The organism is Cohnella sp. AR92 (assembly GCF_003990975.1).
Taxonomy (GTDB): Bacteria; Bacillota; Bacilli; order Paenibacillales; family Paenibacillaceae; genus Cohnella.
In genome coordinates, this window is sequence record NZ_RZJR01000023.1 from 27409 (window position 1) to 42977 (window position 15569).

Here is a 15569-nt window from a genome sequence, read left to right on the forward strand (position 1 = left end):
TTATCCCTTTCTGCCTAGCAGCGTCTTTCGGTACTCCGTCGGCGAAACGTCGCACATTTTTTTGAACACTTTGCTGAAATAATTCGGATCGCGGTAGCCGACCTCGAACGTAATTTCCTTTAAGCTCCGCTCGGGATCGCCCATTAGCTGCTTAGCCTTCTCGATGCGGCATTCCGTCAGAAAATCGATATAGTTGACGCCCAACTGGTCTTTGAACATTTTACTAATATAGAACGGGCTTAAGCCGACTCTTTTCCCGATTGCGTCCAGCGAAATATCCTTGTGGGAATGCTCGATAATGTATTGCTTGATCTGCTGAATCGTATCCGGCTCCAAGCGATCTTGATACTCCTCGAACGATTGCCGCATCCGGTCGAGCAGGAAGCCCGTTTCGGAACGGAGCTGTCGATAATCCTGAGCTTGAAAAGAATACATGGGCGAGTCCGTCTCGACTCCCATGCCGAGCAGTGCGCGCGAAGCTATCCATAACAATTCCAGCACCCGTTGCTGCGCTTGCAGCAAATCGGCCCCCTCGTTCTCGTAACGGCGAATGAACTCCACGACGTCCGCGCACATCTGCTCCCACTCGCCAAGCCGGATCCGGTCGAAGAACTGCTTCTCCAGCAGCCGGGCCGAATACCCGTCGCGGGTCACCCCCAGCACGGGGGTGTCGGAGAAGAACCGATACTTCACGGGAAGGCTCGAGTCCATCGAAGCGATAAGCGCCTCCTGGTACGATTGGCGAATCTGCCCCAAGGTCTCGCAGACATTGCCGATGCCAATAAACCAACCGTTGCCAGTCCCAGCTCCAACTCCAGCCTGTAACCCGCTTTCCATCCCTAATCCCAATCCAGTCCCGGCACCTGTCTCTGCTCCAGCTCTCTCCCTGCCACCAACCGCTCCCCCGCTTGGCCTCGTCAGAGCCAGCAGGTCCATAGCGATCTTCATCGCCTGCGTGCGGTAAGACTGGGCAGGGTCGCGGAACACGATAATCGGGATCTGACGTCCGTGCATCGCCCCGACCCAACCGCTGCCCATCTGCCTGATCTTGCTCTTGACTGCGGAGTACATGCTCTCCAAGCCGGCGGGCAGCAGCACGTTGATCGCGAACTTTCCGTTCGACGTACTCACTCCCAGCAGGCTGACAAGCTCGTCGGAATGCACCTCATGGACATGGTCGAACAGCAGCTGCGTGACGATATCGGTCTCGACGACCGGCAGCACTTTCTGCAGCGCGTCCCGTTGGAGCTTGTTCGTTTCCTGGGTCGCTCGCTCCTCCTCGATTGTTCCAAGCGCCTTCCTCACCGTTGCCACGATATCGCTCGCCTTGCTCGGCTTGAGCAAGTAGTCGATGACGCCCAGCTTGATCGCCTGGCGGGCATAGTCGAAAGTATCATAAGCCGTTACCATGATGAACTTGACGTTCGGATCCTTCGACCGAATGATCTCTATCGCTTCCAGGCCGCTCATTCCCGGCATCATAATATCCATCAAGACCAGATCCGGCTCGAAATCCTCAGCCAACTGAACCGCCAACTTGCCGTTCTTCGCCTGCTCGATGATCAGATCGGGGATTCCCTTGGCTAGAATGGCCTGCAGGCCTTCCCGCTCGATCTGCTCGTCATCCACGATCAGCAGCTTTGTCATCTTTCTCGCTTCTCCTCACCTTGGGGATTAACAGTATGACTCTCGTTCCGAGCTGCTCTCCGCTCTCTATCTCGATAATGTCATTCATTCCATAGAACAACCGAAGCCGCCGAACGACATTGCTGAAGCCGATTCCGGTCGAGTGACCGCCCGTCTGCACTCCACGCTCCTCCAGGATCTCCTTGATCTTGTCCTCCTGCATGCCAGGCCCGTTATCGGAGATCTCGATTCTTACCCTCTCGCCGTCCTGCGCGATTCGGAAGTCAATCGTTCCCCCATCCTCCAGCGGCTCGACCGCATGGATGACCGCGTTCTCGACGATCGGCTGCAGCGTCAGTCCGGGAATCTGGACGTACAGGCAGGACTCGTCGATCTCCGTGTTGAAGCGAAGCCGGTCGGTGAATCGCGCATTTTGGATCTCCATATACTGGTGCAGCACCTTCACTTCGTCATAGAGCGTCACGGACCGATCCAGCCGCTTTAGATTGTAGCGAAGAAGCCCCGCCACGTTCGCGAGTAGATCGCTAGTCTCCTCGGAGCCTTCCAGATAAGCCTTCTTGGAGAGGGTATCCAGCGTATTGAACAGAAAATGCGGATTGATCTGGCTCTGCAAGCTGCGAAGCTGGCTCTCCTGGAGCAGAAGCTTGTTCTGTTGGAGTTCGTTCTCCAACTGCGCCTTCTGTTGGATCTCCACAATTAGGTTGTTGATGTTGATCCGCATGCGCTCGAACATCTTCGCTAGGAAGGAGATCTCGTCGTTGGAGGTGACCTCGACCTTCAGGTCGAAGCGCCCGCGAGACAGCTCCTTGGCTGCTTGCGTTAATTTCTGCACGGGTCTCGTAATACTACGCGAGAACCAATAGGTGAAGAACAGCAGCAGGAACGTGATCGACAGCAGCAGCCACACCCCGAACGTCTTCAGCTCCGTGGATTGCTCGATAATGCCGCGGTAGAACCGATCGTACGTCTTCAGTTCCGAATCGAGCAAGGTCAGCGTCATCTCCGAGATGTACTTCGACATGCGAGTCGCTTCCGAGACGGCATTCGTCGATTCCTCGGTCTCCTCCTCGGACAGGAACATAATCGACCGGTCCGTCGTCTCAATCAGGCTGTCGATCAGGTTCATGTAACTCGTCAACGCGAAGTCGTTCTCCGCGTTTCTCAAGTCCATCACTTCAAGGCGAGCGACGCGAAGCCTCTCCTTGTTGCTGTTCACCTGCTGCAGGTTCTTCGGATTTGGATTGACCAAATAATTGTTGAGCGCCGTCACCGTCTGCTGGCTGGCGTTCGTGACTTCGTTCATGTGCAGATAGCGCTGCAGAATGGAATTGTATTGGTCTTGAGTCTTCTGGTTGTAGTAAGTAAGAGAAAGCCAGATCGCCGCCATGACGAACATGACGGCCGCGGCGAGCGTCAATATTTTCCTCTGGATGCTGTTCATCGCAAGTCAGCCGCCCTCAACATTCTAATTCTCGTCAGATAGCCGTCCGCGTTGAGCGGCACCGTCTCCCCGCGGAGCCACTCAATGATCCGCTTCACGCTGAGCCTGCCCATCTCGTCGGGTGACTGCTCGATGATGCCGTCAAGCTTCCCCGCCTTCAGCAGCGGCAGCGTATCCTTGCTATCGTCGAAGGAATAGATATCATACGGCGCGACTTGGGAACGCCGTCCGATCTCCTGCACCATGGCGTCCGTAATATTGGCGTTGACTGCAATGAAGGCATCCACATCCGGAATTCGATTGAGGACGTCTTGCGTCGTAGCTATGATTTTCTCGCGCGACTCGGTCGTCTCCGCGTATTCGGTCCGAACACCGGGATATTTTTGCAAAATGCTCATGATTCCGTTGACCCGCTGCTGCTGGTAATACTCCTCCTGGCTGTCTCCCATCAACGCGACGGTTCCGGTTGTGCCCATGTCCGTTAGCAGTTGCTTGGCGATCATCTGCCCGGCGAGGAACTGATCGGAGCCGACGTACGTCCTCCTCAGGCTGTCAGCCATTGGCACATCGTTGGCCACGGTGATGATCGGAATGCCATAGAAGGCCGCCTTGATCTTGGTTAGCTCTTTGAAATCGTCGTTATCCAGACCCTGCACGATGATGCCGTCTACCTTGGAGTCGATGGCGATCTCCAACTTCTTAAGGAACTCCTCCTGATCCTTAGCGTAGCTCCCCCATACCTCTATGCTTGACCCGTTGTTGTCCGCCTCTTCCTTCGCGCCCTCCGCCACTTTGACCCAGAACGGCGCCTCCAGCTCCTGCGTGATCAAGACCAAATGATATTCCGCTTGTTTCTCGTATGGCGGCCTCGGCAGCTGCGGGCCGGCTTGAAGCACCTTGTCGGCCGAGATCAAGGTGATCGCCAAAAGGATAACGCATACAATTCCAAGAACGAAACTGAACGCTTTGCTCAAGTCGGCGCTCTCCGTTTCTATTATGATATAGGCATAAAATAGGTTAAAACTATCATATCATCCCTCGTTTTCTTTTCAACGCAAAAAAACGCGAAGCCGTTACGGCTCCGCGTTAAGAGATTCATGCGCGTTCAGGCTTCAAGCGTTCAAGCGTTGCTGTCCGGATCGATCGGATCGAGACGACAAAAAAGACGCACGGGACCTCTCCCGGCGTCATCTTCGAATCGGATTCTTCGAATCGGATTCCCTTCCCGTATCTTCTTCTCGGCTTCGCTTACTTCGCCTCGTATTCCTTATTGGCGGCAGCGAGCATGGAAGCCCAATCGGCGAAGTCGGTCTCCCTGGCGATATGACGGTCGAACAGCTCGCCAACGATGTTGTTCAAGTCGTCATGCGTCTTCGCTTGGAATTTCCCCTTCTCCAGAAACTCGTCAAAGCTCGTGAACGGAGAATGCTTGCTCATGAATGTCTCGTTAAACAGCTTCCCCAGCGAGATATGATTCGGATCCTCCTGAATCGTTCTCTGTCCTTGCAAATCCAGCAGCAACTCTTCGAATGACATCGGCTTTTGCTTTTTCAAATGGCAGCCCCTTGAGTTTATTGGGTACTTCGGATGAACCTCTTCAAGTAATCCCTTGCTCCATTATACTTTGTATTGTCATTCGAAGGGGGATTAAATCGGCACTTTGCAAAAAAAGAACCGACGAAGCCGCCGGATGCCGTTCGGTCAAGCGACGTCATCCCTTCAGCCGATGCAACAAACGAGAAGTCGCGTAACAGACGGCGAGGCTGAGCGCGGCTCCGGCCAGATCGACGAGCACGTCCTGATAAGCCGGGGTGCGGGCGGGGGAGAATCGCTGATTCCATTCGTCCAGCAGGGCGACGATCAACGCAACGAGCAGCGACAACGCGGCGATCGCCGGGTTCCGCAAGCGGTACGATCGCAGCACGAGGGCGGAGGCTGCCGCCAGAACGCCGTAAACGAACAGGTGGGCTCCTTTGCGGAACAAGAACTCGATCATCCCGAACGGGTTGACGTCCCGGCTGTATCGGTGTCCGTCGTAGCGAATGCTCAGGCTTGGCAGCAGACGCTCGGCCGCTTGGAAGCTCAGCTTCTTCTCCAGGAAGGGCTGAATGGTTTGGACGCGGTAGGGCTGCGAGGATAGGGTGAAAATAACGGCGATCACGCCGCATAGCAGGATAAGAGCGGTAAGGTGTCTCCAAATCCGATGACCGGTCATGTCCGATCGCTTCCTTTCCCTAGAGGATGGCGTCCCGTCTTCCGTTCAATTGTCCTAGCGGGCGGTCCTACCGGAATCGCGACGCCGGATTCAGGCTTTCCTCCCGAACTCTATGATAAAATCGAACAAAACCGGCAATCGGGACGGAGGGACAACGATGAATCTCAATAGCGGCAACGTAACCTGGCAGCATTCCAAGCTGACGCGGCAGGATCGGCAGCGGAGAAACGGACACCCGAGCTGCGTGCTCTGGTTCACGGGATTGCCCGGCTCCGGCAAGTCGACGCTGGCTTTCGCCCTGGAGAAGGAGCTGGAGTCCAGGAAGATGGCATCCTACGTGCTCGACGGAGACAACATCCGGCACGGGCTGGGCCGCGACCTCGGCTTCTCGGAAGCCGACCGCGCGGAGAACATCCGCAGGGTCGGCGAAGTGTCGAAGCTGTTCGTCGACGCCGGCCTTATCGCCTTATCCGCGTTTATCTCGCCGAGCGAAGCCGACCGCCGGAAGGTCAGGGAGCTGTTCCCGAACGGCGATTTTATCGAAGTCTACGTGAAATGTTCGCTTAAGGAATGCGAGAAGCGCGACCCCAAGGGCCTGTACAAGAAAGCGCGCGAGGGACGGATCACAAGCTTCACGGGCATCGACGCGGGTTACGATGTTCCCGTCAATCCCGAGCTCGTCCTGGATACGGAGAGCTTGTCCGTCGACGAGGCTGTCGCCGTCCTGATCGGCTATTTGGATAAGCGCGGCGGACTCCGGGCCGAATGACCCTCCCGCCTCTATCTAAGTTTGCTGACGCACTTGTCTCCAGAGCCAAACGAACGGCCTGAGCGGAAAATAAAGAAAGTAAAGGGGCTTCGGCAGGGGCAGCGCCTCCGCATCCCGATAGCTCGGGTACAGGCGGCTTAGCAGGTACCGCCTCTTCTGCGAGCCCGTTCTCAGCTCGAACAAGTAGCGCTTGTAGTCTCGAGCCGCTTGGCCCGCGTTCGGATCGGTGGACAGAACCGTCCCATCCCGAATGAAGCCGAGCGCGAGCGTCGCCAGCTCCCTCCCGCGGCTCTCGGAGAGAGCGCCTTCCATCGCCGGCGGAATCGGAGTATCCAGCAGCGAAGCGGACAGGACAAGCGCCTGTGCCGCCGCGTCGAGAGACTCGTAACTCCGAAGAAGGGCCAGCAGCTTCTCCCAATCCAGATCTCCGCGTCTGGCCATCCGGTCGATATCCGCCAGCCAGCGCAAGCGAAACCAGCCGTGGCGGGCACCGTGCGTCGCCAGATAATAGAAGAGATGCTCCTCTCCCGGCATGAAGAGAGATGCGCCGAGAGCGCAAGGCTGTCTTGCGCCCCAGAGCTCTTCGAACGACGGCTCCTTGCCGCCTTCCCCGTTCAGCCGCCAATGCAGCTCCACTTCGATTCCATGCTCCGAGTGCAGGAAGGCAATATGGTGGGTCTTCCATTTCCAGTCGCCCAGGCCGCGCGGAATCGGGCGTTCCGCCCGGTAGCCCAGCTCGTTCATCAAGCGTTCGGCCGTCTCCAGGTCCGAGACGGGAATCAGAATGTCCGCGTCCTTCGACGTTCGAAGCGATACGTCCCCGTACAGGAGACAGGCGAGCGCCGGTCCCTTGAGCAGCAGCGACCTTATGCCCCGCTCGGCGAGCGCGCGGCATACGCGCTCCGTCTCTCCGCTGAGGCGCAGCATGCGGAACGCGTTCCGCTGATAGTCCCTGCCTATGGTTTGCAGGACATCGGCGGGAATCAATTCGCCGTCCGGGTGGCCCTGAAGCTGCGGGTACACGCGATGGTGCCGGACCAGCTTCAGGAATTGATTCCAATCGATGTGCGGCAATTCCGGACCGCGATGCGGCCTTTCCCCCGCCATGTTCGGTCTGCGCAACGCCTGCAGCATGACGGTTAGTTCCTTGGGCAATGCCTCGATATTCAGACGGATTGGCTTTTCCATGATTTCACCTTCAAACTTGGCTATTCTTTGGGTTCCGTCGCGAAGCTCGCCACGGTCGTAAACAATCTCCGCTCTCTGGCGCCGGTCAGATAGACCGGGCCGCTGCGAAGCCAAGCGTGCGCGATCAGCTTGCCCTGCTTGTCCTTGGCCGTGCCTAAGTAGAGAGTGCTGTCCAGCTTGCGCCGCTCCAGCATCTTGCGGGCCGCCAGCGCCTGAACCAGGCACTGGCTCTCCCACAGGGTGTGGCGGCTCATGACCCGGACCGCCTCCGAGATCCGGCGGATCAGGCGTTCCTGCTCCAGAGGATGAACGTGCGGCGTCTCGGCCATCGGCCTGCCGAACGAGAGCTTGAGGCGCGAGAACGGAAGCATCTTGAGCGCTCTCGCCCAGGCCAGGAAGACCAAAGCCTCCGCGAGCAGCCTCTTCTTCTCGGATGGCAATGCCATATACGTCCTCATCCGGCGTATCATGCCGACCGAACCTCGATCAGCGACTCCTTCAGCAGGCTGCGCAGAAATTCCCCGACCTGCATCTCGCAGGAGGTTCGATCCACCTCGAATTCCTCCGTAAGCGAGTCGACCAGCTTGCCGATCGGGACCGGGGACTCGATCAGCTCCCAGATGCGCCCTCCGACATGGCCCAGGTTGAAGTACTTGCCGGAGTAGATGCTGAACATCACCTTCTCCCCCTTCATGTCGCTTACGAAATTCCCTTCCCTGCGAACGACCGATTGTCCGGTATAGATCAAGTTAGTCATGCTTGGATTGCCCCTTTCTTTACGTATTGTTCAATGGACTTCGCCAGCGCGGGCGCCGTGAATCCGGTCCGCGGCCGCTGAAGCCGGCAAGCCTCGATCCTCGCGGCGACGGCCGCGGACGTGCGGAAGTGCCAGCCCTCCAGACCCAGCCTGGGGATCAGCCGGTTGCGGTACGTATGCTTCATCAAGACGCGAAGCTGCTCGAATCCGGACAGGGACGTCAAAGCGATCTTCCGCTCGCTTGGTTCCGGCGAATCCGGCTTCATCGACCCTGGAACCCCCGAATTCGGCGTTAATCCCGGCGGCGACGCCTCCGACGCTGCCGCCTCCGGCTTCGCCAGCTCGAACACCCCTGCAAGAGGCACGGGCTCCGCGCTGAAGCGCCGGGCCGACGGAACCGCGAATTTCTCCGTCTCGCGGTAGATCGGGCGGTACTCTTCCCCCTCCATCCCCAATCCCTCGAGGCTCTCTCGCCATAGCTTCTGCTGGGGATAGGAAGGGTAAACGACGGGAGCTCCGGCTCCGTCCAGCGCGACCGCGACGACGTCGTCGCTGGCGAGCCGATGCCCCATCGCGGCGCATGCCGCGGCCAGAGTGGACTTGCCGGCGCCCGAATCGCCGAGGAAGGCATACGCCTTGCCGTCGATGACGACCGCGCTGCCGTGCAGAGGCAGCACTCGCCGCATGAGAAGCAGCGCGCCCAGGCAGGTGCCGAGCAGATAGACCCGCACCTTCTCCGGATCGGCTCCCGCCGCCGGAGCGACGGCAATGCGGCGTCCGTCCTCGATGGCATAAACGGCGGTCTCCGGGATAAGGAACAGGAATCGTCTGCCGCCCCCTCGCGAATAAGCGAAGTTGCTGCCGCAGTCCTCCAGCTCCTTCATCAGCCGTGGATAATCGCCCCAATCGATCTCGACGTCCGGCGCCATTTGCGCCGCTTCGACCGCCGACTGGACGCCAAACAGCGGCAATTCGGGCAGCGGGATCCGGCTCGAGATCCTTAGGCCGAATGCCCGGTAAACGGACGCGCGCAGAGCAGGTATCCGATCGTTCAAGTCGTTCTCTCCTCTCCGGGCCTATTTGAAGAAGTCCTTATCCAATCCCCGGGGGATTGGATAAGGACGCGAGAAATATAGGAACTCCGCGTCAGCTCGGGCTATAGATGTCCATGTCTTCCACCGTCACGAAATCGATGTGCGTCAGTCCCTTGCCGTACATCGTCTCGGCCACATCCAACGTCTCCAGCGTCGGCTCGTGCCACTGCTTTTTCTCCATTCCGATCTTCTCCATTCAAGCTCACCTCCTTTCGCTGCGATTCGGATGAGACGGCCGCATTAGGCGAATCTCTTGATGAAGCGGTATAGAATCAAGCTGCGCATGAGCAGCCTCATCTCGGGGTGAAAAGCAAGCTCCGGGCGCGGCTCCCGTCCGATGCCTGCGGCGGCTTCCCGGATCCGGCCGACGTTCAGATAGCCGGCGACGTCCGGATCGGAGCAGAGACGCGCCACTTCCTCGGTCAGCATCGGCCACATCGGGGCGGAGCGATGGACCCAATCCGCCCCCTGAATGCCGCGCGACCGTTGGTTCAGCCGGACCTCGTCGGGGAGCACGTTCGCCGTCGCCCTGCGGATAAGCGCGCGGTCCTTCCCGCCCCGAACGTATTGCTCGAAGGGGACGGCGAGACAGAAGCGGACGACCCGCAGGTCGCAGGTCGGATCCCGCTCCCATGTCCCGTAGCGAAGCGACAGCTTCGAGGCGGTCGCTCCGTTCTTGTTCGCGGCCGCGGGACTGGCGAGCTTGGCGAGGCGAAGCGCGGCGGGGTCCGCGGCCGTTCGCTCGCTCTCCCTTCTCTTCAGAAGGTCGAACACGCCCGTCCGGGCCGCAAAACCGGGATGGATGAGCATAGCCGGCAGCTCCGGCCTTGGCTCCGGCTTCGCGCGGGAACGGCGCGTTAGAGCCGGGAAAGCCAGCTTGCCGACGGCCGCGAGCAGGCGCTTCCTGCCGATCCCCTTGTTCTCGCCGTATTGGCGAAGCTCCCTCGAGAGGCTTAGCCATCTCATCTGCCTCATCAGAAGGGCGTAATAGTCGAGGGCCGGTCCCCACGACACCGTGAAGTTGCCCCGCGCTCCGGTGAGCAGGATGCCCGCGCCTTGCCCGGACGCCCTCTCATGGATTCCTTTGAGCCAATAGGAATTCTCGAAGAACTTGTACGGCGTCTCGAGCAGGTCCAGCCATTCGTCCACCTCGGACAGCGGGCTGATCCCCTTGAAGTCCAGGTACGTTTCCGAGATATTGCCGGCATGGCGGGCGGTTGCCCGAATGAACGGGCGCTCGTCCGCCACCGTGCCGCGAGGCGTCCAATCGTCGAATTCGGGCGTCGGCACGCTGCTGTATGCCTGCAGCGTCTTGCCCTCCTTCCGCAGCGCCTTCGCCGCGAAGCTGGCCACCGTTCCCGAATCCAAGCCGCCGCTGAGCGTCACGGCGACCTTGCGGAACGTGCGCAGCCGGCACGCAACCGCTTTCTCGAATACGGCCCGGAAGGCCTCCTCGTACTCGCCGTCCGACTTCAGCCGCAGCGGTTCGCCCGGCTCCAGGGTTCCGTACCCGGCCACCGACACACGGCCTTCCGAGACGGCAATCGCATGGCCCGGAGGCACTTGCCGGATCCCGAGGTAAGGCGTCGCCTCCGGGTCCGTCGACTCGAACATCTCCGGGATCGCCATGAATTCCGCGAGCCATTGCTCGTTTAATCTATTCGGAGTTCCTCTCAGCACCAGAAGCGGAGCGATGGCGGTGCAGAACGCCAGCCTTGAGTCGCTGCGATGGTAATAGAGCGAACGATTGCCGAAAGGATCCCTCGCGCCGAACAGGAGCCTCCGCTCCGCATCCCAGATCATGAAAGCGAAATCCCCGAGAAGATGCTCCGGCGCCTCCCGCCCCCACTTCCGGTAAGCGAGCAGGATGAGCTCGCTGTCCGTCATGCCGGCGCGGCGATCCCGGTCTACCTGCAGCCGCTCGAACAATTCCGTCCGGTTGTCGAGAATGGCGTCGGCCGCGATCAGAAGGCGGCCTTCCGGGTCTCCGCCCGGCATTCGCTCGGAGACGGATTCGGGCGTGATCCACCGGATGCGGCAGCCGAGGAAGGCCGGCCCGGCGAGCTTCATTCGCTCGTCGTCGGCCACATAGCCGCGCATCGCGACCATCATCGCTTCCCCGTCCTCCAGCTCCGCGTTCTGCCCGTCGAACCGGACGAACCCTGCGATCGCGCTCATTTCTTCTCCCCCGTTCCTGCCAGATAAGAGGACGCCATCCTGGACAAACGGGCGCCGAAAGGTATCGCCGCCTTCAGCCAGTTCGATTTGCGCTTCATGGCTTCCAATTGGGAACGAAGCCGCTGCCGCTCCGCCAATCCGCTCTCGAGCCGCCGCTCGAGATTGCGGATGGTCATTCGGAGCTGCAGCTCCCGCGAATCCGCCGACTCTCCCGGCAGCGTCGCTTGGGCTTCTGTCTTCGATGCGGCCGGATTCCCGCCTGGAATATCATGCTCGGGAAGATCAAGCCCGGGAAGCCCAGGCTCATGCTCCCCGGGCTCGGAGCGGATCGCATAATACTCCTTCCACCGGTACCCGGTTGCTTCGGCAAGCTGCCTCGTCCGATAAGCCGCCCAGGCGTCGTCCGGCTCCGCTTCGAAGCGGACGCCCGCCAGCTTCTCCGCTTCCGCCAATTCCTCGCCATACCCGAGGCTTTCGATCAGGCTTGCCCCGAGCAGGCGCCCATACAGCTCGATCTCCCGCTTCGTAAGAATCTCCTTCCAGGCATGGACGGAATCCTCATGCGGGGCATCATGATCCGCGACGTTCGGATCCCCGACGCCCATGCTGAAGTAGAGGCCGTTCTTCGGAGTGTCCATCCGCCGGCCGTAGTTCTCCATTCCTTCCTCGTATTCCTTGCCGAGGAAGCGGCAGACGCCGCCGAGCTGTTCCCTTGGAGCGGCAACGAGCTTCTCGTACGACAGCCGATAAGCATTCGGATCGGGCCGGGAGAAATAGGCGGCATAGCGGAGCAAGCCGATCGTCAGATCGGCCGCCTTGATGTCGAAAGCGGAGCCGCCGAGAAGAGCCGCCAGATCGGACGATCCTCCTCTCGAAGCCCCGAGCTTCTTGTAGGAAGCGAGAACCGCGAACGGGTTGCGAACGAGCCAGATGCGCTTGGAGCTGGGAAACAGGGTATCCAGAAACTCCAGCAGGCAGTAGTACCGAGGGGACTTGTCGATGATCGCCTCCGCCTCGCTGCCCTGCAGGAGTCCGTTATAGACCTGAAGAGCGAAGGCCCGGCCGGCCTTCTCGAACGCTTTCTCCGGAAGCACGCCGCCATAGAACCGCTCGAGGATCGCCCCTCCGCCGTAAGCCCGCTTCTGAGCCGACTTCAGATCGAGCAGGCTCAGCAGAAACCACATCTCCTGCGTGGCGAACAGCTTGCTGTGATTCTGCAGCATGACCGTTGCCAGAGAGCTTCCGCTTCGGGGCGTGCACAGCAGGAAGACCAGGTTGTTGCCGCGCTCATCGACCATCCGATCGCCTCCTTTTTACTTCTGGCTGAAGTCGTAGTAGAATTTCGGCCGCTGGCCGAGCATGATCTTGTAGATGTCGTCGTTCGTGATCTTGGCGGCCGATACATAATCCTTATACGGCCGGTCCGCCGCGTTCACGAGGCCGGAGTTGTAATGCTCGCCCCAGACCCCCTGCCAATATCGGCCGAGACCCGCCTGATCCACGTAGTTGAATACGTTCGCGCCGACCACATAAGGCAGCGACGCTACGCCTTCCACGTAGTTCCGGTATCGCATGCCGCGCTGGAACTGGTTGACCGCGGAGTTCGGCAGAAGCGCCGCAAGCCCTTGCTCCGTCGTGCCATAGCCGAATTCGCTCATCAGAATCGGCTTGCCTCCCGATCTCTCATAGACCTCCTGCAGCAGATCGGGCTCCAGCTTGTACGTGTAGTAGTTGATGCTGATGACGTCCATGTATTTGCCCTCCGCGTCCGCAAGCGCGCGGCGAACCGTCTCGTTGTGGAACGTCGTCGTGATCCACCGGTCTCCAAGCAGCAGATGGTTGGGGTCGTACTTGCGGTAGAGGCGCGACACCGTGCCGAAGAACCGATCCAGATAGTCCGCCAGGAACGCGTCCATATCCCGCCAAGACGGAGAAGTCTTGAGCGTAAGCGCCGCTTCGTTCAGCTCGTCGAACGATTTGTAGCTCATTTTCCACGCCGCGTTGAACGCTTCGATCGTCCCGTACTTGGTCCGCAGCATCTCCACGAGCTTGCCCTTCATGGCGGTCTTGCTCGCTTTGAGCTTCGGCACGTCGGTGTAGAACCGATGGAAGTCGAACTCGTTCCCGACAAAGGTGCCGATGAGCATCCGGTCCTCCTTGTACGGAGCGACCGATTGGGCGAACGCTTGATCCAGCTTGGCTTCGGCGTCCGGGGCGTAGATGTCGAAGAGCGACAGCCCGTCGATCTTGGCCCAGCCCATGGAATCCAGCGGCAGCATGCGAACGTAAGGGAAGTACCCCTCCTCGCCGTACTTCTCGGGGGAGTAAGCTCCGATACCGTTGAAGCCCCACTTCTTCAGCCTTTCGATCGCCTCCATGTAAATGTCGTGCTCCGTCGGGAAGACTCCCGTCTTCAAGTACTTGTTGGCTACGAAGAACGAGAAGCTGTCCGTCCCGGTATAAGCAGGCTTGAACTCTCCCGCATACGGGGGAACGTATTCGAACTTCTCCTCGCGCCCCTTGACGAGCGTGTACGTCTCTTGGGCCGTGACGCCGTTGACCCCGAGACTGAAGAACAGATTCCCTTCGGGCGTCGTCAGAACGGGCCGATCGCCCATTCTCTGAACCGCGAAGAAGCCGGTTGCCTTAAGCCCGTACTTGTCCGCGCTTCCGGCAAGCCCTCCGTAAGAATCCCGGTCGTCCGGCGTTGTTAAGCTTCCGTAATACGCCGCGTCCGCCTTGGCGTCTTCCGCCAGCTGTCTCTCCTCGGTCACCTTGCCCGCGAACTTCGCCGTCTCCATCTGGCCGAACCGGTCGACCTGCACGTTGCTCCCGGCATTGACCGTATAGCTGCGGATCGGGCTCGGCAGGAAGCCTTCCTTCACCGCGTAAGTCTCCAACTGGTTGTAGCCGGTCAGCTTAAACGGAAGGATATAAGGGGTGAAGTCGACGCTTTTGTTCAGCCGGTAATAGATTCTCGCGCCCGCTGTCGAAGCCGCGATCGTCGCCAGCATGCTGCTGCCGCTCTTGACCGTGGTCAGCGTGGCGGAAGCCGTGTTCCGGTTGATCGTGACCTCCGAGACTTGCGGCGTCCAGGACTTGGACTCCCCGAGCAGCTCGATCTTCAGATAACGGATGCCGGCCGGAAGAGACATGTTCTCGTACGCATAGGGCTGCCAATTGCCCACCGGGTTTCCGGATGGGTACGATTCCGCGGTCGCCTCTTCATACTGGACGCCGTCCGACGAGACATAGAATCTCAGCTTCTGGAACGGCTGCCCCGAGAAGTAGAAGCTTCGCACCGCGAACGACTTCATGTCCTCTCCCGCGGTATAAACCAGCATTCCCGGTGCCGTCGTCGCCCGGACCGCGCGGCTGATGTCGTTGTCGAAGTAACCCGGCGTGCTCCGCTCCAGATACACGTTCGCCCGAAGAGCCGTCTGGGAGAAGTTGTCCAACAGGTCGGAGATGCCTGCCACGGGAGGAGCCTGCGGGTAGGGCGTGAACGAATAGGTGGAAATTCCTTGTCCTTGGGAGGAAGAGGCGTCAGCCGCCATATGGGCTGTCTCACCCGGACCGCTCGTCGTCTTCAGCAGCGTCTCGGCAACGATCGGGATCGGCGCGGTATAGAGCTTGCGAGTCGGAGAAGAACGCGGGTCGCTGCCATCCGTCGTGTAATAAACCGGGGCGGAGCCGTTCTCCGAAGCCAGCATGATCATGCTGCCGTACAGCACCGGACCCGAGGGCTTGTTCGCGCCCGCGCCGGCCGTCCCGTTAAGCGTGACCTTGCCGATCGAGAGGGACTTGGCATCGCCGCTCGGGAACACGATCCTCAAATACTTCGTGCCGCTGGGAAAATCCCTCGATTCAAAGCGAACGGAAGGAGGATCATCGGCATCCGAGTGGATGTCCGGCGTTACGGAGCGAAAGGACTTGCCGTCCGCCGAGATCGAGAACGTCGGCTGCCTGTAGATGCCGCCCTCCTTCCCGTAGGCGTACACCGCGAAGGAGCGAAGATTGCCCTTCGACTTGTAGGTCAGATATTCCCCGGAGACTCCGGTTCCGACGACTAGGGTCGAATCCGGCGAGTCCTTCTGGCCCGCGATCAGCGACAGCGTCTTCGAATGCGAGTACGCTTTGCCCCAATTGGCGAGATCGTCGGTCTCCAGCGGGTATTTGTCGGCGCCTTCCCCTAGCGTATGGGAGGAAGAGACGATCAACAGAAGCAAGAACAACGCGAGCAAGACCGCTTTTCTCTTCACTAATCTCTGCTCCTTCCG

14 protein-coding genes are annotated in these 15569 nt (G+C 59.7%); 1 reads left to right on the top strand and 13 read right to left on the bottom strand.

What is annotated here, in order from left to right; translation table 11 throughout:
• The 5 genes from ELR57_RS26260 to ELR57_RS26280 form a co-directional block, all read right to left on the bottom strand.
• The gene (locus ELR57_RS26260) at positions 1-1647 is read right to left on the bottom strand and encodes a response regulator (RefSeq protein ID WP_126962644.1); all 1647 of its coding nucleotides are present in this window, start codon (positions 1645-1647) and stop codon (positions 1-3) included.
• Positions 1622-3088: a sensor histidine kinase gene (locus ELR57_RS26265; RefSeq protein WP_126962646.1), complete on the bottom strand. Its 1467-nt coding sequence runs from the start codon at positions 3086-3088 to the stop codon at positions 1622-1624. Before ELR57_RS26265 ends, ELR57_RS26260 begins: the two co-directional genes overlap by 26 nt.
• Positions 3085-4062, bottom strand: a complete 978-nt coding sequence (locus ELR57_RS26270; protein WP_126962648.1) for a sugar ABC transporter substrate-binding protein — start codon at positions 4060-4062, stop codon at positions 3085-3087. Before ELR57_RS26270 ends, ELR57_RS26265 begins: the two co-directional genes overlap by 4 nt.
• Before the next feature lie 274 nt (positions 4063-4336).
• The gene (locus tag ELR57_RS26275) at positions 4337-4624 is read right to left on the bottom strand and encodes a hypothetical protein (protein ID WP_126962689.1); all 288 of its coding nucleotides are present in this window, start codon (positions 4622-4624) and stop codon (positions 4337-4339) included.
• A 175-nt stretch (positions 4625-4799) separates the two neighbouring features.
• Entirely contained in the window at positions 4800-5303 is a 504-nt protein-coding gene (locus tag ELR57_RS26280) for a VanZ family protein (RefSeq protein ID WP_126962650.1), read from the bottom strand.
• Between the two features lie 157 nt (positions 5304-5460).
• On the opposite strand from ELR57_RS26280, the gene cysC reads away from it, so the two are divergent.
• Complete coding sequence (cysC, locus tag ELR57_RS26285; protein ID WP_126962652.1) at positions 5461-6072, top strand: adenylyl-sulfate kinase; 612 nt, start codon at positions 5461-5463, stop codon at positions 6070-6072.
• A gap of 15 nt (positions 6073-6087) precedes the next feature.
• Here cysC and ELR57_RS26290 read toward each other — a convergent pair whose 3' ends face one another.
• From ELR57_RS26290 to ELR57_RS26325, 8 genes are all read right to left on the bottom strand, one after another.
• Positions 6088-7260 (bottom strand): nucleotidyltransferase domain-containing protein, encoded by a 1173-nt coding sequence (locus ELR57_RS26290; protein WP_126962654.1) that lies wholly within the window; start codon positions 7258-7260, stop codon positions 6088-6090.
• 20 nt (positions 7261-7280) lie between these two features.
• On the bottom strand, positions 7281-7706 hold the full coding sequence (locus tag ELR57_RS26295) for a lasso peptide biosynthesis B2 protein (RefSeq protein WP_238162705.1): 426 nt from the start codon (positions 7704-7706) through the stop codon (positions 7281-7283).
• Positions 7707-7726: 20 nt separating this feature from the next.
• A complete protein-coding gene (locus tag ELR57_RS26300; protein WP_126962659.1) occupies positions 7727-8017 on the bottom strand; it encodes a lasso peptide biosynthesis PqqD family chaperone in 291 nt (96 codons plus the stop codon).
• A complete protein-coding gene (locus ELR57_RS26305) occupies positions 8014-9072 on the bottom strand; it encodes an aldolase (RefSeq protein WP_238162706.1) in 1059 nt (352 codons plus the stop codon). The genes ELR57_RS26300 and ELR57_RS26305 overlap by 4 nt, the downstream gene beginning before the upstream one ends.
• A 91-nt stretch (positions 9073-9163) precedes the next feature.
• Positions 9164-9307, bottom strand: a complete 144-nt coding sequence (locus ELR57_RS26310) for a paeninodin family lasso peptide (RefSeq protein WP_238162707.1) — start codon at positions 9305-9307, stop codon at positions 9164-9166.
• A gap of 44 nt (positions 9308-9351) precedes the next feature.
• The gene (locus tag ELR57_RS26315) at positions 9352-11289 is read right to left on the bottom strand and encodes an asparagine synthase-related protein (RefSeq protein ID WP_126962661.1); all 1938 of its coding nucleotides are present in this window, start codon (positions 11287-11289) and stop codon (positions 9352-9354) included.
• Positions 11286-12587, bottom strand: coding sequence for a sulfotransferase (locus tag ELR57_RS26320; RefSeq protein WP_126962662.1), 1302 nt, complete (start codon positions 12585-12587; stop codon positions 11286-11288). Before ELR57_RS26320 ends, ELR57_RS26315 begins: the two co-directional genes overlap by 4 nt.
• 15 nt (positions 12588-12602) lie before the next feature.
• Positions 12603-15551 carry a chitobiase/beta-hexosaminidase C-terminal domain-containing protein gene (locus ELR57_RS26325; RefSeq protein WP_238162708.1) on the bottom strand — a complete coding sequence of 983 codons (2949 nt, stop codon included), beginning with the start codon at positions 15549-15551 and terminating at the stop codon, positions 12603-12605.
• Positions 15552-15569 lie beyond the last annotated feature (18 nt).